Below are 24,869 nucleotides of genomic sequence, written 5' to 3' on the forward strand. Positions count from 1 at the left end.
CGCTCATGCACGGCCAATCCTGATGGCCACAGTCGTTTTTTCCAGCGCGCTGCCCGCCCCGGTTCTGGCGCAGGCCACACCGGGCGGCGTCGGGTCTGGTAGTGTGACGGCGGAAGAACCGGAACCCACAAAACCGCGTGTGCCTCAGGCCACGGGCGCACGGTCGTCCGGCGTGCGCAAAGCAGGCCCTTCCCGGCAAGCCACCGGGGCAGGTCACACCGGCCCGGTACAGGCACAGGGCGCGGAGCAGATTGACGTGCATGCGGACCCGGTGGCGCTGCATGCAGGGGGCGGCTTGCTGCGCCCGCAGGATGCGCCAAAGGCTATCAGTGTTGTCGGGTCGGACTTCATTGCCCGGCAGGCGCCGTCGGCCACGGCGTTTGATCTGGTGGCTCTGCTGCCGGGGGCGAACGTCGCGTCCTCCGACCCGCTGGGCTTTTCCCCGCAGACCAATATTTCCGTGCGCGGCCTGAACGGGGATGCCATTGGCTATGTGCTGGAAGGCGCACCGCTGAATGATATTGCCTATTACACCGGCTACCCCAGCCAGTTTGCCGATAGCGAGAACTATGACAGCATTGCCCTGCAGCAAGGCGCTGCGGATCTGGACAGCCCGGTTCTGAACGCAGCGGGCGGCCTGATGAGCCTGCGCTTCCGCACCCCGGCGGAAAAAGCCGGCGGGATGGTGAACATCTCTTACGGCTCCTATGACACCAATCGGGAATTTATCCGGCTGGATAGTGGTGAGATTGGCAAGACCGGCCTGCGCGGCTTTGTCTCCTATTCTCACGGGGCTTCCGATAACTGGCGCGGGCCGGGGCGGGATGTGCGCCAGCATGTGGACTTCAAGCTGCAAAAGGACTGGGGGCACGGCAATACGGCCTCTCTGCTTGGCTCCTGGAATCAGGCCATCGACAGCTATTATCCGCAGGTTTCCAAAGAGAGCTGGGCGCAGGATGGCATCCACGGCGCAAACAATCTGGCCAGACAGTATGATGTGAATAATGAGGCTGCGGGCACGGATTACTGGCGGCTGTATCGCCAGCCCGAACGCACTTTGTATCTGGCCGCCCCGGTGGAACTGCATCTCACACATGGCCTGACGTTCAAGGCCACGCCCTATGCACAGGGCGCTTACGGGAACGCGCCCGGTGGCACGCAAATCCCCACCTCCGGCCTGTATAACGGCACGCAGCCGCTGGCGGATGAACTCACGCTGCCCAGCACGCAGGATGGCTGGGCGACCGTGCGGGCGGATTACACGCAGCGCAGCTATCGGTCCGGCTTTACCACCGCAATGGAGTGGAAGCGCGGTGTGAATGATCTGGTGCTGGGTTACTGGTACGATTATTCCGACGATAATGAAAAACAGCAGTTCACCGCGATTTCGGACGGAGGCTATGCATCCAACATCTGGGGCAATGGCGGCGGGAGTGGCATTCACCTCTCCGATGGCTCTCTGCTGCTCGGCACCAATAACCACACCGTCACGCAGACCAACGCGCTGTTTCTGGGCGATCGGCTTTCCCTGCTGCATGATCGGCTTTTGCTGACGGCAGGCTTCAAGGAAGTGATGATGACGCGCACCGGCACCAACGCCATGCCGGGTGCGGCCTACCACGCCAATACCAACAGCGCGGTGCCGCTGCCGCGTCTGGCCGCACGGTTCCAGATTACGCCGCATCATCAGGTGTTTTTCAGCGCCACCACCAACTTCCGCACGCCTGCGGAAACCGCGCTGTATGATGTGTTTGACCCCACATCCGGCCAGACGGAAAGCAAGGGCACCACGCACGTCAAGAACGAATATTCCATCTCGGAAGAGCTGGGCTATCGGTATGCGGATGATCGGTTTGTAGGCAGTGTCACGCTGTTTAACTACAATTTTACAAACCGGCAGGTGGAAACGCTGACGTCACAAAACGGATCGTTCGTGCAGTCCACCATGAACGCTGGCGGGCAGACCAGCCGGGGTGTGGATGTGGAATTTGGTCTGCGGCCCTGGCATCACCTCAGCCCGTATGTGTCGGGTGAGTATCTGCACGCCACCATTGATAACGACATTGCCGCCAACGGCGACCTTCTGCCCACACGCGGCAAAACCGCCGTGCGCAGTCCAACCCTTCAGGCGGCGGCGGGGCTGACCTATGATGACGGGCACTTCTTCGGCACGGCCACCGTCAAATATACAGGCCACCAATATGCCACGTTCATGAATGATGAACGGATGTCCGACCACGTGACGGGTAATCTGGCCGTGGGCTATCGGCTTGCTGATGTCGCCATGCTCCATAAACCGGAGTTCCGCATGAACTTTATCAATATCAGCAACCAGCATTATCTGTCCGGCGTGGCAGACCCGACGCTGAACGCGAAGGACACCACAGGCCGCTACGGCACCACCATTGCGGGCAGTGCGCCGGATTATTACGTGGGCGGCGGGTTCGCGGCGCTGTTTACCGCCTCCACCGGGTTCTGAGCAACGTGACCGGTCTTCTCGCCCGCCTCTTTTCCGGCCAGCCCCCCAAACAGGCTCCGGGCACCGTGCCCGGCCAGTTTGGTGTGCATGGCGTGCAGGATAAGCGCGACTGGCCCCCGCTGACGGAGGCGGAAGTGGCGGGCGTTCTGTCACACTATGCGTCTCTGTCGCCCGTTACCTCCATTCTCTGGCACAGTATGCGGCCTTTTTCCGCCGCTGGCATTGTGCTGCTGAAAGGCGATGGCCCCAAAACCGTTGTGGTCAAGCGGCACCATACGCAGTTGCGCAGCGTGGCGGCGCTGGAGGTGGAACATGCCTTCATGCAGCATCTGCGCGAGCGGGGTCTTCCGGTCACTACCGTTCTGAGCACGGGCAGCGGAGCCACAGCGGTGACGCAGGGGATCTGGACGTATGAGGTCTTTCTGCCGTCGGACGGGGAGGACCTGTATCGGGATACCATGTCCTGGCAGCCCTATCAGTCGGCAGATCACGCGCGGGTCGCCGGGGGGGAGCTGGCGCGGCTGCATAAGGCGGCGGAGGGGTTTGATGCCCCCGCACGGGGTGAGACCTGTCCGCTGGTCTCCAGCATGGTGGCGGTCGGGCAGGCGGAGCTTCTCCCGGCTCTGCGGGCGTGGGTTGCCCGGCAGCCGGGGCTGGCCCAGCAACTGGCAGGCCGCCCGTGGGAGCAGGATGTGCAGACGGTGCTGGAACCGTTCCACGCCAAACTCCGCCCGCTGCTGGCAGACATCACACCCTGCTGGGGGCATGGCGACTGGCACGGGTCCAACCTGCTCTGGGGAACGGGTGATGAGGCCGGTGTTGCCAGTGTTCTGGATTTCGGCATGGCGGACCGCACCTGCGCGGTGTTCGACCTTGCCGTGGCGCTGGAGCGGAGCGGGGTGAAGTGGCTTGATCTGCCATCACCCGGCGTGGTGGTGTATCCGCAGATGCAGGCCTTGCTGGCAGGCTACCAGAGTGTGCGCCCGCTGAGCGAGGCGGAACGGCTCTTGCTGGTGGCCTTCATGCCGCTGGTGCATGTGGAATTTGCGTTCTCTGAAGTGGCGTATTTCGGCACGTTGCTGAAGGACGCGGCCTCGGCTGAGGTGGCGTATACGGAGTATCTGCTCGACCACGCCCGCTGGTTTGCCTCCAAAGAAGGACGCGCCCTCCTGCGCTGGCTCCCGACTGAACTGGCGCGCGTCCCGGCCGCCAGACCATGAGCCTGCTGGAACTCCTTGCCGTGCTGTTCAGCGCGGCGGGTGTGTGGCTGACAGGCCGCAGGGCGGTGCTGTGCTGGCCGGTCATGCTGGTGGCTTCCGTGCTGTATGGCGTGGTGTTCTGGCGGGCGCATCTCTATGCCGATGCCGCGTTGCAGGGTGTGTTTGCCGCCCTTTCGCTCTATGGCTGGTGGCGCTGGCTGCGGGGCGTGCGGGATGAAGGGGCTGTGCAGGTTATCCAGCCCCCGCAGGGCGTGATGGTGCGCGGCGTTGTGCTGAGCGTGGCGGCTGGTGTGCTGCTGGGCGGTGTGCTGCAAACCTGGACGGATGACCCCAACCCCCTGATGGACGCGCTGCTCAGCACCTTCAGTATTCTGGGACAGATGTGGATGGCCCGGCGCTATCTGGCCAGCTGGCTGATCTGGCTGGGTGTGGACGTGCTCTATACCGGCCTGTTTGTGGTGCGGGAGCTGTATCTGACAGCGGGCCTCTACGCCGCATTTGTCGGGCTGGCGGTGGCCGGCTGGCTACAGTGGCGGGCTGTTTGCGTTATAACAGAGCCCGAAAAACCGCCATTTGAGTAGGTGGACTCTTCTCCACTTGACAATAATTCTCATTATCACGTAAGCGCCGCATATCGGTAACGTATGTGTGGGTAACAAGGTAGCTATGAGAATTTCGCGCTCTGTGAAGGGTGTGCTCCCTGTGCTTTTTCTGGCGGGAGCAGCCACATCGTCGGGCGCAGTGGCAGAAACGCTGCCTGTGTCGGAAAGCCAGTCCGACACGGAAAAATCTGCTGAGAAAAACAAGACGCGCAAGGCGAGTGAAAAGGCGGAGGTGGTGATTGTGACCGCCACAGGCCGTTCCAGCGCCTCGGCCTCCACCAAAACCCGTACACCCATTATTGAATCGCCTCAGACAATTTCCATTGTCAGCCGGGAAGAAATCGAATTGCGGGCCTCTCCCACCGTGGCCGATGCGCTCTCCTACACCGCAGGTGTGCAGGCGGAACCGTCCGGCATTGATAGCCGCGTGGATGAAGTCTCGGTGCGTGGTTTTGGCGCGGGCGGGTTTTCCTCCAACAACAACTTTGTGGATGGCCTGCGCCTGCCGTCCGGCGGCCAGTGGACCCGGACATCGTTCGACCCGTTCGCGCTGGAGCAGATTGAAGTGCTCAAAGGCCCGTCCGGCGCGCTGTATGGCCAGACGGCACCGGGCGGGGTGGTTAATCTTGTCACCAAACGCCCGACTGCCAAAAGTGAGGGCGAGTTCTTCCTGCAGGGCTCCGGCTTTACCAACCTCAATAACGGGCAGGGGCAGGCCTCGGGCGATCTGTCGGGCAGGCTGAACAAAAGCGGCACCGTTACGGGCCGGGTTGTGGCACTGGCGCGGTATGGCGGCACGCAGGTCAACAGCGTGAATAATGGCCGCTATTACATCTCCCCCAGCCTGACATGGCAGCCCACGGTCAACACCAGATGGACGCTACTGGCGCAGTATCAGCGGGATCAGGGTGGCTCCACCTTCCAGTTCCTGCCCGCCACCGGCACGCTGTATCCGTCTCATGGCCGCTATATCAAGAACGATGCCAATATTGGTGAGCCGAAGTGGGATACGTTTGACCGCAATCAGGCGCTGATCGGCTCCTTTCTGGAACACAAATTCAGCAAGTATCTGACGGTGCGTAACAACACGCGCTACACCTATCTGGACACGCTCTATCGGGCCACCGTGCTGTCTGGCGATACGCTGAGCAAATGCCCCGCCACCATTGCAGGCTGTGTTGCGGGTGAGACCGTTAACCGCCGTGCCGTGGAAGGGCGCGGGCGCTCACAGGGTGTGGCGACGGATACGCAGATTGAAGGCCATGTGATGACCGGCCCGGTGCGGCATCTGCTTCTTGCCGGCACAGACTACTTTTATACCGACTGGAACCATGACCGCGATCTGGTCAATTCCTCTCTTGTCCTGCCGGTGCTGAATATTTTTGATCCCCAGTCACGCGGGTCTGCGGGCTATGGCGCGGCGTTGTCTCCGCAGGTTTATACCTCTACGGAAAGCCGCCAGAATGGCATCTATTTTCAGGATCAGCTCAAGTTTGACCGCCTGCGCGTGACCATCGGCGGGCGGCAGGACTGGGCGCGGGATGATACGCTGAACATCCTGACCAACAAACGCTACATCACAAAATCCAATGCGTTCACATGGCGTGCGGGGGCGGTGTATCTGTTTGATAACGGGCTGGCCCCGTATTTCAGTTACGCGCAGTCCTTCCAGCCGCAGGTGTCGGACCCCTCCACCTCGCGCGATGGTACGCCGTTTAAACCCACCAAGGGGGACCAGTATGAGGCCGGGCTGCGCTACCAGTACGGCAAGAGCATCTACATCACCTTTGGCGGCTACCAGATTACCCAGACCAACATGACCACCCCGGACCCGGACGGCGCGATGTGCGGCACCTCCACCTGCCTTGTGCAGACGGGCAAGGGGCGCGTGCGCGGGCTGGAACTGGAAGGGCGGGCAAACCTTGTGTGGGATACATCCGTTATCTTCACCGGCACGCGGAGTGACGCTAAAGTAACGCGCTCCAACTATGCCGCGCAGGTGGGGAATTATCTGCCGCAGGCTCCAAAATGGATGGCGTCTCTGTTTGTGGACAAACGCTTCCGCTCCGGCGTGTTGCAGGGGGTAGGGGCTGGCGGTGGTGTGCGCTATACCGGGCACAGCTATGGCGATACGGCCAATACGCTTTCCATCCCCGGCTATACGGTGTTTGACATGTTCCTGCGGTATGATTTTTGGGCGGCGCGGCCCCGGTGGAAAGGTCTGACCTTCTCCGTCAATATGCGCAACATTGCCAATAAACGGTTTGTGGCAACCTGCACCGCCGTGTCCGCCTGTTATTACGGGCAGGGGCGGAGCGTGATTGGCCGTCTGGAATATCGCTGGTGAATTCTGTGCTTTTTGACACCTCTTTATGCGCTCTGGCGGTCATGTGCAGCGTGGAAGCGGGTGTGTGTGTCTATCTGACAGCGCCGCGGCAGATGCTGCTGCGTAAGGCACTCCCTGTTAAAACCGGACTGGGGGTTGCGGTGGCTCTGGCTCTGGCTGCCCTGCGGCTGTTCTGCCAGGTAGTGGGAGTGTTTACCGCCGTGTTTGCTCTGGCGGTGGTGCTGATGAGCGTCTGGTCCCTCCTGCCGCTCTGTGTGGCGCTGGCGCGCCGGGGGCAGGACCGATCATGAGCTGGACTGTGCGGACGTTCAGTAGCAAAAACTGGTTTTTCAAAGTGCTTGCGGCAGTCTTGCCGGGCGCGTTGCTGGTGGGTGGCCTGATGGGGGTTGTAGGCGTGCTGTGCCACACGGATGGCAGCCCGCGCTCAGCCTCCGGCCAGTATCTGATGTGGATGGCGGCCCTTTTGTGGAGCGCGCTGCTCAGCGTGTGCTTCCTGTTCCGTTCCGGTTTGCAGGCATGGGGCGTTCTGATTGTGGCGAATGGCGTGGTCTGGGGCCTGTTTGTTGTGCTGCGGAGTGTTCTGTCATGAAATTACGTGCAGACCTTGTGCAGCTTTACCGCGATGTTCATAGCTGGGTCGGCATTGTCGCCGGGCTTTTCCTGTTTGTGGCGTTTTACGCCGGGGCCGTCACCATGTTTGAGGAACCGCTGCAAAGCTGGGCCTCTGCCCCCGTTGCTTTGCCGCCGCCGGTCAGCCTTGAGCAGACACCCTTACTTTTGGAAAAGGCTCTGGCTGCTTACCCGGAAGCACGGGATGACTACACGATTGCCGTCACCCCGGACGATGCCCAACGCGGCCGCCTGACATGGGATGGCAGCGGCGGGCAGGTGCATCATGGCCCTACGCAAAGCATGGCGGCGGGGCTGGATGCGCAGGGAAATCTTGTTGTGGTGCCCAAAACGCCCTCGGAGGCCGCGCATTTTGTGGATGTGCTGCACCAGCAGGTTGGTCTGCCTTTGCCGCATACGCAGGCTATGGTGCTGATGGGGGCCGTCGCGCTCCTCTATGCCGTTGCCCTTGTTTCCGGCGTGATTGCCTATCTTCCGGCCCTGATGAAAACGCTGTTTGCGGTGCGCTTTGGCCAGAGTGTGCGCAAGCGGTGGCTGGATGTGCATAATCTGCTGGGCCTGTTCTCACTGCCGTTCCATCTGGTCATGGCCATTTCCTCCGTCGTGTTTGCCTTCCACGGACAGATTTTTGCTGTGGAGCACATGCTGTTTCCCGGTTCCTCTGCCGGTCAGCACGGTGGTCAGCATGGCGGCATGCATGGCGGTGGGCACGGTGGCGGCGGACATGCCGGAGGGCATGGCGGGGCTTCTGGCGTGGGGGCACCCTCGGTAACCGGGGCGGCCAGTGCGTCTTCCGCACCGGTTTCCTCACCCGCGCCTGTGCCCGTATCGGTGCCCGTGCTGGCCCCGACCGAGATCCTCTCCATTATGGCGCGGCAGGCTCCGGGGTTTGTGCCGGAAGTGCTGAATTACATGCAGCTTGGGCACGGCAAGGATGTGGTGCGGGTGTTCGGGCATGATGTGCGCTACCCCACACGCGGCCCGACGGGTGGCTTTGTAGTGCTGAACTCTCACACGGGCGCGGTGCAGTCCGGCGAGTATATGCCGGGGCATCAGCCTGCAAAATTTGCGATTGTAACGACGTTTTTTGCCCTGCACTTTGGCAGCTTTGGTGGCACACCCGTGCGCTGGGGGTATGTGGTGCTGGGGCTGGCCGGGGCATTTCTGTTCTATACGGGTAATCAACTCTGGATTGTCAGCCGCAGGCGGCGTGAGCGGGAAAGCGGTCTGGTTGTGGAAACACGCGGCACAAAACTGCTGGCCGCTTTGACATCAGGCTGCACCACGGGGTGTGTGGCAGGGATTTCCGCCGTGTTCTGCGCGGTGCCTCTGTTGCCCTATGGCGGGACGTATGGCGCAGTTTCTGCTGTATATTACAGCGTGTTTTGTGTGTTTGTGGTGGCTGCCTTCTGCCTGCCCGGCCAGCGCGGCATCCGGCTTTTGCTGGCGGCAGCGGGTGTGGTGACAGCCTGTGTGCCGCTCATGCTCTGCCTGCACGGGGCGCGCCTGTTGCGCACGCCGGAAGGGCTGGGTGTGGCCCTTATGGCTGCTCTGCTGAGTGTGTTCCTGTTCGCCAGTGCGGCGAAGCATACGCGGGAGATTTAGGGGAAGCGGTCTTTATATCAACTACTGTCTGAATGACCTTGAGAACGATGCTCCAAAATCCCAGTCTTTTTAATGTTTCTCTTAGTGGGTGGCCGTCAATGCCATCTGCGCCGCCACAAAAGCGGTGACGCCGGTATTATAGAGTGCGTGGCAGGCGGCGGTGGTCCAGAAGGGGCTGCCGCGCCGGGATTTTGCGGTCAGGTAAAAACAGGCAAAGAAGCAGAAAGAGCCGCTTAGCCCGACATCCAGAGCCATGGGCCAGTTGCGGTGCGGAATAGCCGTATTACCGCTGGTATGGTGGTCCCACGTAAAGAACAGCGTGGTGGCAGCAAAAGAAAGCCCCCAAAGCCAGCTTTGATTTTTGATGAACAGCCGAAAAAACTGGTGCGGCAGATAGAAGAAGATAAAGGTCTCCATAACTGGTGCAACCAGCATGGCTAACACGGCCAGAAGCGGGAGCGATGCCGGAGAGGGACCATTATCCACGGCCCCGCAGAGCCACAAAAGCATCAGCCCCAGCGGACACAGAATGGCCTGAGCCAGCAGGCAGCGCAGGCAATAGCGCCAGTTGACAGCAAACTGGCCTCCCGCCCGCGCAGCGTTGCCAGCGTTGCCAGCGTTGCCAGCGTTGCCAGCGTTGGGCGGGGCGGCCTCTGTCGTCTGGTCCGGGAAGAGCATGGCGCGGGCTTTTTCTTCAGGAAAAGATGATGGTGCGGTGGCCGTTGAGCATCACGCGCTGTTCCACATGCAGTTTAACCGCACGGGCCAGCACCTGAGATTCAATGGAACGGCCAGCCGCGACGTAATCCTCAGCAGACAGGCTGTGGGTGACGCGGGCGGTTTCCTGCTCGATAATCGGACCTTCATCCAGATCCGGCGTGACGTAATGCGCGGTTGCGCCAATCAGCTTCACGCCCCGTGCAAAGGCCTGATGGTAAGGCCGCGCACCCTTGAAGGAGGGCAGGAAGGAGTGGTGGATGTTGATGATGCGCCCGCTCATTTCCGTGGAGAACGCATCGGAGAGCACCTGCATATAGCGGGCCAGCACAATCAGATCGGCTTTGGTTTCGCTCACAAGGGCGCGCAGGCGGTCTTCCTGCTCGGCTTTGTTGTCCTTGTTCACCGGCCAGTAATAATAAGGGATGCCAGCCTGTGCGGCAGTGGCCGCGCTGTCCTGATGGTTGGAGACAATGGCCACAATCTCGGCCCGCAGCCAGTTGACGCGCACCTGATACAGCAGGTTGAGCAGCGCATGGTCAAACTTTGACACCATGATAATCAGGCGCGGCAGGACTGCTGCATCATGCAGGCGCATGGTCATGTTGAATTCGGTTCTGACCGGTTCCAGACAGGCGCGAATGTCTTCCATGGAGGCAGGGGTGGTAAAGGCCAGCCGCATGAACAGGCGGTGGGCAGTCCGGTCACTAAACTGGTGGGTTTCCAGAATGTCTGCGCCCTTGTCTGCCAGAGCGGTGGAAACAGCAGCAACAATGCCCGGTTTGTCCGGGCAGGAAAACGTCAGGGTAAAGTGCATGGCGCGTTAGCGGTCCTTGTGTCGGCCAGCCCCGCAGCAAGGGAGCGGGGCGTAAGAGGGCGTGGAGTGTGCCAAGGGCCGGGCCATACGGCAACCAGCCGCCGGACTCGCCAGAGAACGCGGGCGGAAAGCCTATGATGTGGATGACTCGCCTCTTTATCGAATCGTTAAGACTGTCGATCCGGCAGATGAGTCAATCACAAAAATGTCAAAAAAGCTCTGAGACGCAGAAAACAGCCATTTATACCAGCTATGTTCTTGAAGAAGAGAGTCTGTTTATCCACAGAAGACGGGGAAAGACTGTGGGAAAACTCTGTGGATAGTTTTGTGTAAGGCTGACAGACAGTGCATTCTTTTCACGTTTCCCGGTTTGTTCTGTTCTGCGGGACTGCGAAGAGCAAAGGGAGTGTGCCGTAAGTGCAGCTATGTAAATTTCAGGGAATGGTTTTCACACAAAATGCGGTCATTTCTGTGTTTTGATGATGCTAACAATTTCAGGAATTTAACAATATATTTAATATTATGATCTACGGGTAATGCTGCACAGGCTGATTACGGTCTGATGAATCTGAGTTTTAAGGAGGAAACTCCTTATTATTTATAGGATTTTGGAAATGGGCGGCAGCTTTTCTACCGGCGGAACAAATTCGTCAATTCAGACTTATCTAACAGCGAGCAACCTGTCGGGAGCGACTTATACGCTGACGAATGCGTCCGGTGGTCAGTTGCTGTTCACGCCTCCCGGTGGCGGGTATATCAATAATATCTATGGGAATCTTGTTAATAACGGAATTATATCCGATATCCCATCATCACCGGGGACAGGAAGCACCTTTAATATAGGAAGTCTTGGGGGCAATAACACCTTCAAAAACACTGGAACACTGACGTTTAAGCAGCTGGATGCAACATCAGGATCCACTGTTAATTTATACTATAAAACAATTGAGAATGCCTCTTCTGCAACAATTGACTTGGAAAGTGCCGGCGCTTCAACCATCTCGGCAGCTTATGTCGCAAATCTGACGAATGATGGTACTATCAAAGTTGTCGATACCAGCGGAACAGGTATGACATCTAATTGGGGGAATGGAACCGGAACATTCAATAATAACGGCACATTTTCCATTGATGATTCTGCCGCCACATCGGGGTCAACAACCAATTTAAATTTTTTAGGAATCAATAATAGCGGAGCGTTGACGTTAGCTATTCCTGCTGCATCGACTGCTATTACAACGGTTGGAAGTGGTGGATTTACCAATTCGGGAACATGGTCCATCAATTCAGCCAGCGGAGGAAATATTCAAATTATCGGTGGAACCTCCGCCTACACGAATACCGGTACCATCAATGTTAATGACGCTAACCTGAATATTGCAAATGCTCTGACAGGCACAAATGGTACTGTAAATCTTTCCAATGGTGCTGATGTCACATTGGGCGGTAATAGCAGTGGAGCCGGGCAGACTTTCAATTTTTCTGGCAGTGACAATACGCTGAATGTAACAAATGGTACAACTTTTACCGGTGTTATTCGTGGCTTTAGTCAAGGCGATCAGCTTGATCTGAATATTGCCGGTAATCCCTCATACGATTCCACAACTGGTATTCTTACAATCACCACGAGTGGTGGAAAAGTTTATACGTATGATATTGGTGCTGGTTACACAGGGTCGTTTGCCAATACTGTAGGGGGAGTGGTGACTTACTCTGGCAGCACTCCTTGTTTCCTTGCGGGTTCAATGATTCGAACGAGCCAGGGAGAGGTGAGTGTAGAAAACCTCCAGGTGGGGGATGAGGTCGTTACGTTCGACTGGAAAAAAGATCAGTATGTCAGCCGTTCTGTTGCCTGGGTCGGGAAGGCAAGCGCTACTGTGCGTTCTCACCTCCCGGATGATGAAGCGGGCTGGCCTGTCCGCATCCTCAAGGATGCCATTGCCGAGGGCGTGCCCTACAAGGATATGCTGGTGACCTCTGAGCATTGCCTGTTCTTTGAAGGTAATTTTGTCCCGGCACGGATGCTGGTCAACGGGGTATCTGTCTTCTACGATAAGTCCTTCACGTCGTATGAGTACTATCATGTGGAAACGGAGCAGCACTCCGTTATCATCGCTGATGGGATGCTAACAGAAAGCTATCTGGATACAGGAAATCGCTCTTCTTTCCGGGTGGAAGGGAAGGTCGTCAGGCTTTTTGGAAGAAATGCGAGCTGGGAAGACGATGCTGCTGCGCCTTTGTGCGTAGACCGTGATTTTGTTGAACCGTTATTCCGTAAAATTGAGCTGCGGGGGAATCGTGTTCATGCAGGACATATTCCCACTGAGACCGTTGAGCTGACACCATATCCCGATGTGCATCTGGTAACAGCAACGGGCGGCAGAATTCGTCCAATACGCACGAATGGTCAGCACTATAGCTTCATGCTGCCATTCGGCACCGAATCCGTTCGCATCGTGTCCCGCACCTACCGCCCTTCTGACGTGATTGGACCCTTTGTGGATGATCGTCGTTCTCTGGGGGTTGCCGTGGCGGATATTCGTCTGCTTCTTGGTAAGCGTCAGCATGATATCAGCGTGCATCTTCAGGCAGAAAAACCAGAAGGTTGGTATGAAACCGAGTCAACTGAATGCGCATGGACTAACGGCAATGCTGTCCTGCCCCTTGGTGACCACCTGTTGCAGGAAAAAATAGGGATTCTTTCTCTGACTATTACAGCGGCTGGACCGTATTTGCAGAATTCTGACGATAGGGAAGTCAATCAGAGGAAAACTGGGTAATCTCTTAGAAGTCGATTTTTTTTGAGTGCAAAAGCTGTTCCAGTGGGTCGGGTTAATCCCGATCCACTGGTGCAATGTGTGAAGCGTTTCAGGCGGCGTTCAGGGCATCGTCCAGCGTGGTAGCCGGGCCGAAGACTTCACGCCGCAGGCGTTCTTCCGGCACCCCGGCAGCGCGCAGGCCGGTAATCATCTCCTGCATAAAACACTCCGGGCCGCACAGGTAATAAATGGCGTCTGCCGGTGTGTTGGCTTTGACCCAGTCCGGCGTGATGCGTCCGGCATGGGCCGTGGTGCCAGGGGCCGCCTGATCGGCCTGGGTATCTGCCGTGCTGTGCGTGTAGAAAACATCCGCCTTAATCGCCCCTTTAGCAGACAGATCCCGCACCAGTGCGCCAAAGGCTTCCGTCTGCGGGGTGTCCGTGCCGTGGATGTACTGCAAGGGCGCGTGGGCACTGGCCGGGCAGCCATGTGCAGCGGCGGCGGCGCGGGCTTCCAGCATGGCGATGAACGGGGTCAGCCCGACGCCAGCACTCAGCAAGACAATGGGGGCAGACTGCGGTGAGGGCAGGGTGAAGGACCCGGCAGGGGCGGAGACCAGCACGTCCGTGCCGGCCTGTGCGCTGTCATGCAGCCAGCCTGAAACCAGTCCTTTTTCGGCCCGACGCACGCTGATGCGATAGCTGCGGCCATTGGGTGCTGAGGAAATGCTGTAATTGCGCCGCTGGTTGCCGTGGCCGGGCACGGTCAGGGAGAAGCTGAGATACTGGCCGGGTTTGTGGGCCATAACGGGTTTGCCGTCTGTGGGCACCAGATCGAAGGAGGTGACCAGCGCGCTCTCTGGCGTGCGGCTCTGGATGGTAAAGGGCCGCCAGCCTGCCCAGCCACCGGGGGCGGTCTTATGCGCTTTGTAAATCTGGCTTTCCCGGTTGATCAGCACATCCGCCAGAAAGCCATAGGCTTTGGCCCATGCGTCCATAATTTCCGGCGTGGCAGCATCCCCCAGCACCTGCGCAATGGCACCCAGCAGCGCGCGGCCGACAGCGGGGTAATGCTCGGGCAGGATGTTCAGCCCCACATGTTTTTCCGCAATCCGTTCCACCATGCCGCCCAGCTGATCAAGACTGTTGATGTTGCGGGCATAAGCCAGCACGGCGAGTGCCAGAGCGGTGGGCTGGCTGCCATTTTTCTGATGCGCGCTGTTGAACAGGGCGCTGATGGCGGGGTCTGCCAGCAGGCGTTTGTACATCTCCGTAGTGATAGCGACACCGTGGGCTTCCAGTGCCGGAACGCAGGCGGTGACGGTGGCGCGGGTCTTGTCGTCGAGGGGGGTGACCATGGGGTGGTCTCCTGTTTTTGAAGGTGTATATTTCATACACCTTATAGAGCGCTGGAAAAAATGCTGTCAACTGGACTACACTTGGCGCCATGCGCCTGACTCTGTACACAGATTACGCCCTGCGAACGCTCCTCTATCTGGGAGTGCACGCAGATCGTCGCGTCTCCATTCGCGAGGTGGCGCTGGCCTATGGCATTTCAGAAAATCATCTGGTCAAGGTCATTCACCATCTGGGCAAAGGTGGGTTTGTGGATACTTTGCGTGGGCGCAATGGCGGCCTGATGCTCTCCCGCCCGCCCGAGCAGATCAATCTTGGCGACGTGGTGCGCCATACCGAGGATGATATGGTGCTGGTCGGGTGCATGGCTCCCCCCGGCAAGGAAGGGACCCGTGCCGGGGAGGGGTGTGTTCTGGCTCCGGGCTGCACTTTGCGGGGGCTGCTGGGGGAGGCGCTGGGGGCCTTCATGGCTGTGCTGGATGGCCGCACACTGGCGGAGCTTCTGCGCCCCTATGAGGTAAAGACGCTGCGCGACATAGCGCCCGGCACCGGAAAAAAGGCTGAATAACGGCCTTTCCCGCCCTCAATTCTCCCATGGAATGCAACTTGGCCTTTTAAAATCGATTTAACGGATTAAAAACCGGAGCGCCTTCCTCTATCAACGGGCGGCACAAAAGAAGGGCTGTCCGTTTTCTCATGTTGCATTTCACGCCAGACTCACCGTCTTCCATTATCGCGCTGCTGGTCTGCGGCCTTCTGGTTTGCGTGTTTGAGTTTGTGAACGGGTTTCATGACACCGCCAATGCTGTGGCGACGGTCATCTACACGCGCTCGCTCCGGGCGGGTACGGCGGTGGTGCTTTCGGGCATCATGAATTTTCTGGGCGTGCTGACGGGCGGCCTGAGTGTGGCTTACGCCATGGTGGAACTGCTGCCGCCGGATGTGCTGTCCCCGCCTGATGGCACGCCTGCGGTGCCCATGCTGCTCTCCCTGTTTGGCACGGCGCTGGTGTGGAACCTGCTCACATGGCGGGCGGGCATCCCCAACTCCAGCTCCCATTGTGTGATTGGCGCGATTGTGGGCGTGGCTATTGGTGACGCTCTGGTGCATGCGCGCAGCCTGAGCGAAGGGGTGGACTGGCATCAGGTTACCAAGGTGCTGGAAGCGCTGGCTGTCTCGCCCCTGCTGGGGCTGGTAGGGGCCGCGCTGTTCTATCTGGCGATGCGTGCTGTGGTGAAGGACCCGGCATTGTATCAGCCCCCCACAGGCGACGCCCCGCCACGCGGCTGGGTGCGCTGGCTGCTGGTGGCCAGTTGCAGTGGCGTTAGCTTTTCTCATGGTAATAATGACGGGCAGAAGAGCATCGGCCTGATTATGCTGGCGGTGGTGGGGCTGATGCCTGCCCTGTATGCGCTCAACCCGCTTGAAGCCCACCGCCTGCCGCTGCCCGTTGTGCAGGCGACGCAGATTGAAACCCTGCTGACCCAGTATGACCATAACGGCCTGCGCGCCGAGGCTCTGGCTGCGGCGGCGCGCCTGAAAGCGGAGGGCGAGGCCGCCGCACAGCATGCCGGGACTACTCCGCAGGATGGCCCGCGGACCGTTGTGGCGCAGCGGGCCGATGTGTTTGAAGTGCTGGCCGGGCTAAAGCAGGTTGAGCATGTTTCCAGCGTGCCGGGTGCAGAGCGTGCGCAGGCTAAAAAGCTGCGGCAGGGGTTACAGCCGGTGGTGGAATTTGCGCCCTGGTGGGTGCGGCTGCTCAGTGCCCTGTGCCTCAGCCTTGGCACCATGATTGGCTATAAGCGGATTGTCCGCACATTAGGTGAAAAGATTGGCCGCACGCATTTAACCCCCGCCCAAGGGGCATCAGCTGAACTGGTCGGGGCAGGACTGATTTTGACGGCGGGTTATACCGGCCTGCCGGTCAGCACCACGCACATTATTACCGCAGGCATTGCAGGCAGCATGCTGGGTGCAGGCAGCGGTGTGCAGAATGGCATGGTGGGGCGTATTGCACTGGCGTGGATTGCCACGCTGCCGGTGACAATCCTGATGGCGGCTGGATTGTTTTATGTGCTGAGTTTGTGAAGTCAATAATGTGTTTATGGGAAATGAAGCGCGAAAATCTGTGATAATTTCTTTGGTAATGCGTTTGGGATAGAGCGATAGGTATGATTTTGATTTTATGGTGATAATCGATCAATTGCTATCAAATTACCAAAGCGTTCTTTTTAATTTTTCTTTTTAGAACAGCAAAAAAATAAAAAAAGTGGTGGCTCGCCCCAATATTGCAACGAAGAAAATTAATTTTCAAATTAAGGATATCGTATGAAAAAGGTATTGAAAAAAAAATCCACTATAATGAGAACAAAAAAATATTATGCAATATATTCTGAGGATACTTTGGGAGGTATTATTTTTTCCCAGACCGGCTCTTCAGTAGTTCTTCCGAGAAAAGAAGTGACCATTCAATGGATAGGGGAAAATTTAAGAAAATCTCTTATGGAGAGTCATGATTATTCTTTGCAATTTAATAATGGGTCGGGGAATGACTCTGAGCGTGAAAAAATTTTAGAGTTGTCCCTGTCTAAGGGGAGAGCGTTCTGGTTTGGAATCAGGGACAGGTTTGGCTTCAAGGACCATCTTGTCGCGGTGTCAAAATCGGCTGCTGTCTTTGTCAGTTGGGAGTATGAGCAGACAGATCAGATCTGTTTTCTGGCCACCCGAGGGCGAGGTGCGGGGCATTCTGCCTGGTATTTGGGAGAAAACGAGGGCAAGGTCTTCTACGTTTCAAGTCACGCTTCTGATGAAGAGATCGCGAGTGTGGCTCTTCAGGCACTTGATGCGTGTCAGCCTAATTATGCGTGAGATGCAGCCGGTCGTTTATGCAGCTTTCCAGGCCTGCTCTGTTGCGATGGTGGTACTCCCCACACAGTAAGGATTGCTACGGTTGACGATAATGCTTGACGAGGTTTCCTGATGTTTAGACCACCCCCTTTAACGCCTGAGCAGATTAAAGCGCAGTATCGTAAAAGCGCCGATTTTTGCCGGACACCAAAATTTGTCGCCATTATTTCAAAAGAAATTTGGAGAGGAAGCTATTTTTCCCGCACGGGCTGGTGTGCGCATGCACTGGTGGAGGAGGCCACGCCTCTTTGGCTGGGGGAAAATTTTCGTAAGGCTCTTTTGAGTAGTGAATATTTCAACAAGCCGGGGGCGAAAGAGCTGGGGCTGGAAAATATCATTCCAATGGAGAAGGCGTCAAACACCCGGCGTCTGGCTTTTTTCGAGGAGATGCGCCAAGCCTATGGGTTTAAAACTATTGATACGATGTGGCGGAAAGATGATATTGTTGCTTCCGACTGGCATTATCGTATTGATGATTTTATGACTTTATACGCCTCGCGTCGTGCAGGTGGTGGTGGCCACGTTGGCTGGCCACGGGTCAAGTTTCCCCAGAAATTTCTGGATGTCCCGCTGTCTGTGGCAGATGAAGAGCTGGGGCAGGCATTACTGAAGATAATGGACCAGTGCGAAGGCTATAACGTCAAACGTCCCGTCTCCGCGCGTCCAGTTTCGAAAAAGCCCAAGGGCTGAAATGACACGTTCTGTTTGGTCGGAGTCGTCTGTCCCGAGAAACTATATTTTTAAATAAGTTAAAAAGAGGGATGCATTTTTCACGAATGCATCCCTCTTCTGTTTAATTAAGCAGAAAGGCTTTCTTTGGCCGTGTTGTCTTCTGCCACGACATAGGGGCCAGCAGCGCAAACAGTCAGGGACAGCAGGCAAACTTTGCCGCGTGTGCTGTCAGAAACAGGCAATGTGGCACAGCCATTTGTCCACACGGCGCTGGCGTCTTCATGGCGTGCGTACCAGCCCTGAGGGGGCACGGACTGAAGATGGGCCACGAGATTTTCCGTTTGCTGACCAGCCACAAGCGTCATGCTTCCAACAGCCACACCCAGTTCCCGACGATCATCAACAAACGGGCCAATGACATCGGAAGGGCGGCTGGTGCGGGAGATAAGGCGCACATGCTCGGTGCTGGGGGGCAGCATGAAGGTATACTGTCCGCCTTCATGACGCACCGGGCGGAGAACCTGTGCCTTGTCGGTGACGAGGTGGAGATCAGGATCATGCGTGACCTGAACAGGACCCGTTGAAGAGGCATGCCCGAACAGCACGGTCCCACGGGCTTCAAGCTCCCGGAAAATCAGCTCCACAAAACTGCGCTCAACACACAGCGGAGCCGCAGCATCATGCTCCCAGCTCTGGCGCGTGCCATGCAGGGTCACGACGGTGCTTTCCTGACGGAACGTGCTGCGGTTGCCGGTGTCCAGATAGCTTTCTGTGAGTGCGCCATCTGCGCAGATGACCGCGTGCTGTTCCGTCTCCACATGATAGTAGTCGTAGCTGCTGATGCTGGTGTCATAAACAATGGATGTCCCATTTACCAGCATACGGGCCGGTACAAAACAGCCTTTCAGGAACAGGCTGTGTTCAGGGGTCACCAGCAGGTCCTTGTAGGGAACGCCGTCAGAAAGGGCATCTTTGCGAATACGCACAGGGTAGCCTGCTTCATCCGCATGCAGGCCTGCACGCACAGTTGTGTGGGCTTTCCCCGTCCATTTGACAGAGGCAGGATGTGCGACGCCCTGAACGTAGGAGATGACCGTGTCACCCTGACGCAGCTCTTCAACCGCAACGTCCCCGTCCGGGGTCTGGATCATGCTGCCAGCCAGGAAGCAGACTTCACCAAACGCACCGCCATTTCCATCGCTGATAAGCTCAAACCCGGTATTTTTAACGCCCGGGATGTTGAGGGTAATTGTGGCCTTGTTGGCGAGGGTTACCACAACCTGATCGTCTGACGGATAGGCGTAGGACACGCCATCGGCAGAGACGCCGGCCAGATCAATACTGTCAGAATTCCCGGGCGCAGTTCCGGTGAACCCGCTGATAACAGTGCTGACGGTGCCACCGTTTTCCAGCCCGGAAATGGTCAGCCCGTGGTTGGCATCCGTCGGCAGAACGACAGACCCGCCTGCATTGTTCCAGATGGTTGCAGAGCCACCGGCCTGTAGGGTCACAACGCCGGAGATTGTCCCGCCGCTGGCCACACTGAGAATGCCGGTGCTGGCAATGCTTGTGTCCCCAAGGGTTGCGCTGGGTTCGACATAGATTTCACCACCGGGGGTGACTGTGTTGTTATCCGCACGGCCACCTGCAGCAATATCAAGCACACCGCTTGTGTTGATGGTGGTCCCTGTTGCAGAACCCGCCAGAGCCATCCCGCCACGGCTATTGACGGTGGTGTTGATGGCAGACCCACCGGCACTGATCTGCAACCTTCCCCAGTCTCCGACCGTAACCGCAGACATGGTTGCACCGCCGGAAACGATCACGCTGTAAACAGATGTTCCGTTGCCATTGATGCTGGCACCGCTCACCGTGGCGGAATTCAGCGTGCCACCATTATCAACAACAACCTGACCGCTGAGAACGGTTGTCTGTGTTGCGACGCCGCCTCCTACAATTTCCAGCATGCCGGTGCTGTTAACTGTTGTGTTTGTGACTGAACCGGCAACAGCAAACTGCCCGTTGCTGCCAACCGTTGTGACGTTGGCGGAGCCTCCGGCCTTAACGATCAGCGCACCAAAGTTATCAAGCGTCGTATTGGAAATAACGGCGCTGGAATCGACGAATGTGGTGTTATTAATAATACTGACATTATAGGCCGAAGCGCTATTTCCGACCTCAAAAGCAGGCTGACAGGTAAAGTCACCAGACGCTGATACTGTTACGGCGGATGCGACTGTTCCGTTCAGAATGGTCAGCTTGGCTGCGTCATTAATAGTCACACCGCTCAGGACTGTTTTCTGAACAGCTGATCCCTGTGCGCCATTTTGCAGGGTCAGATTGGAAGCTGTTCCGCCCAGAAAAGTGAGTTGCGCACCGCTTTGTGCGGTGACGGCAGACAGTTTGCCATAATCATTTTCGAAAACAGCACCACCCTGAAGAGTCGCGTTGTTAACGGTTGAGTAGTTATAGGCTTTCCCACCATTATTGACTGTTAAGCCAGAAACAGTTCCAGCCATGATTTGAAGCGTGTTTCCACTTGTGACGGTGACATTATTCTCATTGGAATAAATTTGCGTCCCACTCATTTTTTGTATTCCTATCCAAGAAATATTCAAATCATTCTCCTCATCGCGTGTGAATGAGAGAATAACTTGAAGATTAGTTTGATATTTTATGGATTTTATTGTTATTATTATTTAGAATAATAATCGTGGTATTTTCTTATTACGGATTTCTTTAATAACCTATAATAACGTGATCATTTCCTATGCCTTCTCTTAAGGCGCGCCTTGAAGCGGTCAGTAAGACTTTTAGGGCCTGTTAGCACTTGATCCAGTCTGCGGCGGCAGCGATGTGGATGACCGCGAGGAACGAGGTTGCTGTTTTTTCGTATCTGGTTGCGACAGCGCGCCATTCCTTGAGACGAGCCCAGAGGTTCTCCACAAGATGTCGGCATCGATAGGCCCATTTGGGACAGGCGACCGGCGCATCGCGTCGTTTCGCGGGAATGGCCGGTCGGGCTCCCATGTCCCATATCCGTTCACGAAAGGCGTCTGACNTAGGGCCTGTTAGCACTTGATCCAGTCTGCGGCGGCAGCGATGTGGATGACCGCGAGGAACGAGGTTGCTGTTTTTTCGTATCTGGTTGCGACAGCGCGCCATTCCTTGAGACGAGCCCAGAGGTTCTCCACAAGATGTCGGCATCGATAGGCCCATTTGGGACAGGCGACCGGCGCATCGCGTCGTTTCGCGGGAATGGCCGGTCGGGCTCCCATGTCCCATATCCGTTCACGAAAGGCGTCTGACGCGTAGCCTTTGTCCGCCACGACCCACAGGGGAACAGAGGGGAGAAAGCTGCGCCGCCCGCCACCACGGACCCAGCTCAGCGGGGATACTTCGCCATTTCGCACCATTCTCATGACGCCAGAAGATCGCTGCTATCGTACGCCGCAGATCATGGGGCGGTGTCTTGCCCCTTGGCCGAACCGCCTCAATCAGCGGTTCCCAGATCGCCCATGTCTCATCAGTGAAAGTGCCTGTTCCGTCTCCTTCTTCAATCCATACAATATAGGAAGTATTTTAAGATCTAACAGGCCCTAGAACTGCGCGACAAACCGGAATCCAGCAAGTAACGCGTTAGGGTAAACTTTGTTTGCATCGGGATTGATAATATATTGCAGGTCCGGCAAAAGCTTGATCCCGCGCGCAATAAACGCTGTGTAAGTCAGTTCAAGAACCTGAAAATCAGACTGCGGCGCTGCAACACCATTGAGCAAAGGCAAGCCCATATCTGCCTGCATTTCCTGCTGACGGGTAATTTTTCTGTTTACTGTCTGGCACGTCCAGAAAAATGATATGGCATCGGTTATTCTGCCCGGAAACATACCCTGTGAAATAATCCCCAGCGTATACTGGCTTTGATTAGGAAGTGACGCCCCCATATTCCATCCTGCCAGACCGTAAAGAAAAATTCCCTGATTAGCAGCCGGACCGTAGCGATACACCATCTGGTCTGCACCAATATACCACGCCCCCCTTTGTCGTTCGGTTTTCCCCGGCAAATGAGACACCAGCTTTGGGCTGCCATCTGTGGATGTAAACGGGTCCGGATGGTTTGAGGTATCAATATATCCACCTATTTTATAGTGACCGCTCAATTTATTGCGTCCCAAAACAGGCTCCCATCCAAGTTCTACAGGAATAACAAAACCGTTTTGTGCAAAGGAGAAATTGAACCCTGCCCGTCCGCCTTCCGTGGGAGAGACTTCATAGAAACCTGCCTGTGCGTACAAATGGTCACCCGGATTGACGCGTGCCATAATACCCCATTGTGAAAAAGGCCATGAACGCCATTTCGTAACATTTGAAAGCCCTGATGGGTGGGCGCAGGTAATCATGTTCAGAGCATAACAGCCAAGGTAGGACGTCCCAAATTTCATGTTGGCAGGCATCCGCCCAAAATCAATAACCAGTTTTTTACCAAAAAAAGACTGCTCCATATACATATAGACAAGCTTATACAGAACATTTCCCCCTGCCCCGTAATCTTCCTGCGGCTGCGTCAGGGGGGTTACGCCCATATAATCGGTTGCGATATTACGGCCGGCGCGTTGTATGCCAAGCATATGGAAAGAAGTTCCTTTCCAACCTAACATTTTCTCAAAATCCAGATCCGTTCCCATGACAACCTGATGGGTATATGTGACACCCCGTTTTCTGCCCCCGGCAACATCTCCCAGGGTTTCAGTCAGGTAGGTCAAAGTAAAAGCAAGACCATGTTGTTCCATTTTCGTACGCAGTCCACCCAGAATGCCCAGAATACGGTCGTCTTTTGGAACAATCCGAACTTCGGGCCATGCAGCCCCCAGGGGACTGGCGGCCATACCTGTCTGCTCTTTCTGCCGCAGTGATGCTGACACATTATCCTGCAAAAAAGCAGGAAGGCGGCTTTCATCCCATAAACTTTTAGAAGCGGGCTTAACCGTTACCGTCTCAGTTCTTCTGCTTGCCGTTTCATACTCTGCAGAAGGCGCCTGCGCAAACGCCCAGGATGCAAAACTTATGTGTAACACAGTCAAAAGCAGCATAAACGCTGCCTTAGATGCAAAGATGGCCTTCATAACGAACACCAATCAGGAACGCAGTTCTACTGCAGGCCGCACTGTTTTTGCGCTGGCCTGCATGTATCTCTTTGCGTTATTTCTGGAAAAAGGCAGTTGCAGCCTTTCAGTATCTACCGACCAAACGGCCTTTGCGTTTAGTCGATTTCCACGATTTTCATGTCTTGTCTACTTACAGTCATCTGGCCATCTTTCTTGTTTTTGTTAACCAGTTTTGGATTTGCATAGGCTGAGTATATTTTAGAGCCTCATCCATTAAGAGCCCTTTTGGAAATTCGCTATGATAGGTTTTCAAGAGGTTTTGAGTGTGATTCAAAGGCAGGATGTGGACGCCAGCACAACGAGGCCGCATGGCCGGAATTACACGCAAGACGAAACGCTATCCGTCTGATCTGACAGATGAGGAATGGGAGCGCATAGCGCCTCTGATGCCCCCTGCGAACCGGCGTGGTCGGAAACGGACAACCGATTTCCGTGAGATCATCAATGCTCTGCGCTATCTCGTNAGAGCCCTTTTGGAAATTCGCTATGATAGGTTTTCAAGAGGTTTTGAGTGTGATTCAAAGGCAGGATGTGGACGCCAGCACAACGAGGCCGCATGGCCGGAATTACACGCAAGACGAAACGCTATCCGTCTGATCTGACAGATGAGGAATGGGAGCGCATAGCGCCTCTGATGCCCCCTGCGAACCGGCGTGGTCGGAAACGGACAACCGATTTCCGTGAGATCATCAATGCTCTGCGCTATCTCGTGCGCTCAGGCTGCGGTTGGGAGATGCTTCCGGTTCATTTTGGCCCATGGCAAACGGTTTACTGGTGGTTCCGCAGGCTGATGCGCCGTTTCCTGTTCCAGACCATTCATGATGTCTGTCTGATGCTCGATCGTGAAGCGGCAGGACGCGAAACCAGTCCATCGGGTGGTGTCATTGATAGCCAGAGTATCAAGGCACCCCACGCAAAGACACGTGGTTATGACGCAGGCAAGAAGATCGTCGGTCGGAAACGTCACATCGCANCCCATGGCAAACGGTTTACTGGTGGTTCCGCAGGCTGATGCGCCGTTTCCTGTTCCAGACCATTCATGATGTCTGTCTGATGCTCGATCGTGAAGCGGCAGGACGCGAAACCAGTCCATCGGGTGGTGTCATTGATAGCCAGAGTATCAAGGCACCCCACGCAAAGACACGTGGTTATGACGCAGGCAAGAAGATCGTCGGTCGGAAACGTCACATCGCAGTTGATACGGATGGCCGCCTTCTCCTGGTTCAGCTGACAACAGCCGATATTTCGGACAGTGCAGGAGGACAGATGATCCTTGATGCCATTCGTAAACGCTGGCCTTGGGTGAAGCACCTGTTTGCCGATGGAGCCTATGACCGCCTCCAGTTGATGGATAAGGCCACGTTTCTCGACTTCACAGTCGAGATCATCCGGCGGTCAGAGACAGCAAAAGGGTTTGAAATCCTGCCGCGTCGGTGGGTTGTGGAACGGACCTTCGGTTGGATGATCCGCTGGCGTCGCCTTGTGAAGGACTACGAACAGCGGATCGACGTCGCAGAGGCCATGATCCACATCGCCATGGGAAGCCTCATGCTACGCCGAAACGCTCATCCGTGAATTTCCAAAAGGGCTCTAA

Annotated in this window: 17 protein-coding genes and 5 pseudogenes; 15 read left to right on the forward strand and 7 right to left on the reverse strand. The window is 56.4% G+C overall.

Annotated features, from left to right (window positions below; genetic code table 11):
• Window positions 1–22 precede the first annotated feature (22 nt).
• The 7 genes from KP703_RS10555 to KP703_RS10585 all read left to right on the forward strand — a co-directional run bounded on the left by KP703_RS10555 (window position 23) and on the right by KP703_RS10585 (window position 8,883).
• Complete coding sequence (locus KP703_RS10555) at window positions 23–2,479, forward strand: TonB-dependent receptor (RefSeq protein WP_373687476.1); 2,457 nt, start codon at window positions 23–25, stop codon at window positions 2,477–2,479.
• Window positions 2,480–2,544: 65 nt separating this feature from the next.
• Window positions 2,545–3,699, forward strand: coding sequence for a phosphotransferase (locus KP703_RS10560; protein WP_215754854.1), 1,155 nt, complete (start codon window positions 2,545–2,547; stop codon window positions 3,697–3,699).
• Window positions 3,696–4,280, forward strand: a complete 585-nt coding sequence (gene pnuC / locus KP703_RS10565; RefSeq protein ID WP_062271846.1) for a nicotinamide riboside transporter PnuC — start codon at window positions 3,696–3,698, stop codon at window positions 4,278–4,280. The genes KP703_RS10560 and pnuC overlap by 4 nt, the downstream gene beginning before the upstream one ends.
• Window positions 4,281–4,365: 85 nt before the next feature.
• The gene (locus KP703_RS10570; protein WP_215754822.1) at window positions 4,366–6,648 is read left to right on the forward strand and encodes a TonB-dependent siderophore receptor; all 2,283 of its coding nucleotides are present in this window, start codon (window positions 4,366–4,368) and stop codon (window positions 6,646–6,648) included.
• Window positions 6,645–6,938, forward strand: a complete 294-nt coding sequence (locus KP703_RS10575) for a hypothetical protein (RefSeq protein ID WP_062271850.1) — start codon at window positions 6,645–6,647, stop codon at window positions 6,936–6,938. Before KP703_RS10570 ends, KP703_RS10575 begins: the two co-directional genes overlap by 4 nt.
• Window positions 6,935–7,237: a hypothetical protein gene (locus KP703_RS10580; protein ID WP_215754823.1), complete on the forward strand. Its 303-nt coding sequence runs from the start codon at window positions 6,935–6,937 to the stop codon at window positions 7,235–7,237. The genes KP703_RS10575 and KP703_RS10580 overlap by 4 nt, the downstream gene beginning before the upstream one ends.
• Window positions 7,234–8,883 (forward strand): PepSY domain-containing protein, encoded by a 1,650-nt coding sequence (locus KP703_RS10585; protein WP_215754825.1) that lies wholly within the window; start codon window positions 7,234–7,236, stop codon window positions 8,881–8,883. Before KP703_RS10580 ends, KP703_RS10585 begins: the two co-directional genes overlap by 4 nt.
• Before the next feature lie 81 nt (window positions 8,884–8,964).
• Here KP703_RS10585 and KP703_RS10590 read toward each other — a convergent pair whose 3' ends face one another.
• Both KP703_RS10590 and purU read right to left on the reverse strand, forming a co-directional pair.
• Window positions 8,965–9,561, reverse strand: a complete 597-nt coding sequence (locus KP703_RS10590; RefSeq protein ID WP_215754827.1) for a hypothetical protein — start codon at window positions 9,559–9,561, stop codon at window positions 8,965–8,967.
• A 16-nt stretch (window positions 9,562–9,577) separates the two neighbouring features.
• On the reverse strand, window positions 9,578–10,417 hold the full coding sequence (purU, locus tag KP703_RS10595) for a formyltetrahydrofolate deformylase (RefSeq protein WP_062248397.1): 840 nt from the start codon (window positions 10,415–10,417) through the stop codon (window positions 9,578–9,580).
• Between the two features lie 614 nt (window positions 10,418–11,031).
• Here purU and KP703_RS10600 point away from each other — a divergent pair.
• Window positions 11,032–13,197: a Hint domain-containing protein gene (locus tag KP703_RS10600; protein WP_215754829.1), complete on the forward strand. Its 2,166-nt coding sequence runs from the start codon at window positions 11,032–11,034 to the stop codon at window positions 13,195–13,197.
• Between the two features lie 88 nt (window positions 13,198–13,285).
• Here KP703_RS10600 and hmpA read toward each other — a convergent pair whose 3' ends face one another.
• Window positions 13,286–14,533, reverse strand: coding sequence for an NO-inducible flavohemoprotein (gene hmpA / locus KP703_RS10605; protein ID WP_215754832.1), 1,248 nt, complete (start codon window positions 14,531–14,533; stop codon window positions 13,286–13,288).
• A gap of 89 nt (window positions 14,534–14,622) precedes the next feature.
• Between hmpA and KP703_RS10610 the strand changes: the two genes are divergently transcribed.
• The 4 genes from KP703_RS10610 to KP703_RS10625 all read left to right on the forward strand — a co-directional run bounded on the left by KP703_RS10610 (window position 14,623) and on the right by KP703_RS10625 (window position 18,128).
• Window positions 14,623–15,099, forward strand: coding sequence for an Rrf2 family transcriptional regulator (locus KP703_RS10610; protein ID WP_215754833.1), 477 nt, complete (start codon window positions 14,623–14,625; stop codon window positions 15,097–15,099).
• Between the two features lie 128 nt (window positions 15,100–15,227).
• Window positions 15,228–16,619: an inorganic phosphate transporter gene (locus KP703_RS10615; protein WP_215754835.1), complete on the forward strand. Its 1,392-nt coding sequence runs from the start codon at window positions 15,228–15,230 to the stop codon at window positions 16,617–16,619.
• Between the two features lie 240 nt (window positions 16,620–16,859).
• The gene (locus KP703_RS10620; protein ID WP_252354009.1) at window positions 16,860–17,399 is read left to right on the forward strand and encodes a hypothetical protein; all 540 of its coding nucleotides are present in this window, start codon (window positions 16,860–16,862) and stop codon (window positions 17,397–17,399) included.
• Window positions 17,400–17,510: 111 nt separating this feature from the next.
• The gene (locus tag KP703_RS10625) at window positions 17,511–18,128 is read left to right on the forward strand and encodes a hypothetical protein (protein WP_215754837.1); all 618 of its coding nucleotides are present in this window, start codon (window positions 17,511–17,513) and stop codon (window positions 18,126–18,128) included.
• A 107-nt stretch (window positions 18,129–18,235) separates the two neighbouring features.
• Here KP703_RS10625 and KP703_RS10630 read toward each other — a convergent pair whose 3' ends face one another.
• The 4 genes and pseudogenes from KP703_RS10630 to KP703_RS10640 form a co-directional block, all read right to left on the reverse strand.
• Window positions 18,236–20,698: a Hint domain-containing protein gene (locus tag KP703_RS10630; protein WP_252354010.1), complete on the reverse strand. Its 2,463-nt coding sequence runs from the start codon at window positions 20,696–20,698 to the stop codon at window positions 18,236–18,238.
• Between the two features lie 235 nt (window positions 20,699–20,933).
• A pseudogene (locus KP703_RS15800) lies at window positions 20,934–21,170 on the reverse strand (transposase); the annotation flags it as partial.
• An 11-nt stretch (window positions 21,171–21,181) separates the two neighbouring features.
• Window positions 21,182–21,671: pseudogene (locus tag KP703_RS16035) on the reverse strand (transposase).
• A gap of 38 nt (window positions 21,672–21,709) precedes the next feature.
• Window positions 21,710–23,233: a carbohydrate porin gene (locus tag KP703_RS10640; RefSeq protein WP_215754839.1), complete on the reverse strand. Its 1,524-nt coding sequence runs from the start codon at window positions 23,231–23,233 to the stop codon at window positions 21,710–21,712.
• Window positions 23,234–23,556: 323 nt separating this feature from the next.
• Here KP703_RS10640 and KP703_RS10645 point away from each other — a divergent pair.
• From KP703_RS10645 to KP703_RS10655, 3 pseudogenes are all read left to right on the forward strand, one after another.
• Window positions 23,557–23,745: pseudogene (locus tag KP703_RS10645) on the forward strand (transposase); the annotation flags it as partial.
• A gap of 59 nt (window positions 23,746–23,804) precedes the next feature.
• Window positions 23,805–24,224 (forward strand): annotated as a pseudogene (locus KP703_RS10650) (IS5-like element IS12528 family transposase); the annotation flags it as partial.
• A gap of 17 nt (window positions 24,225–24,241) precedes the next feature.
• Window positions 24,242–24,850, forward strand: a pseudogene (locus KP703_RS10655) (IS5-like element IS12528 family transposase); the annotation flags it as partial.
• Window positions 24,851–24,869 lie beyond the last annotated feature (19 nt).

The sequence above is a fragment of the Acetobacter sp. P5B1 genome, from assembly GCF_018811985.1.
GTDB classification, from domain to species: domain Bacteria; phylum Pseudomonadota; class Alphaproteobacteria; order Acetobacterales; family Acetobacteraceae; genus Acetobacter; species Acetobacter cerevisiae.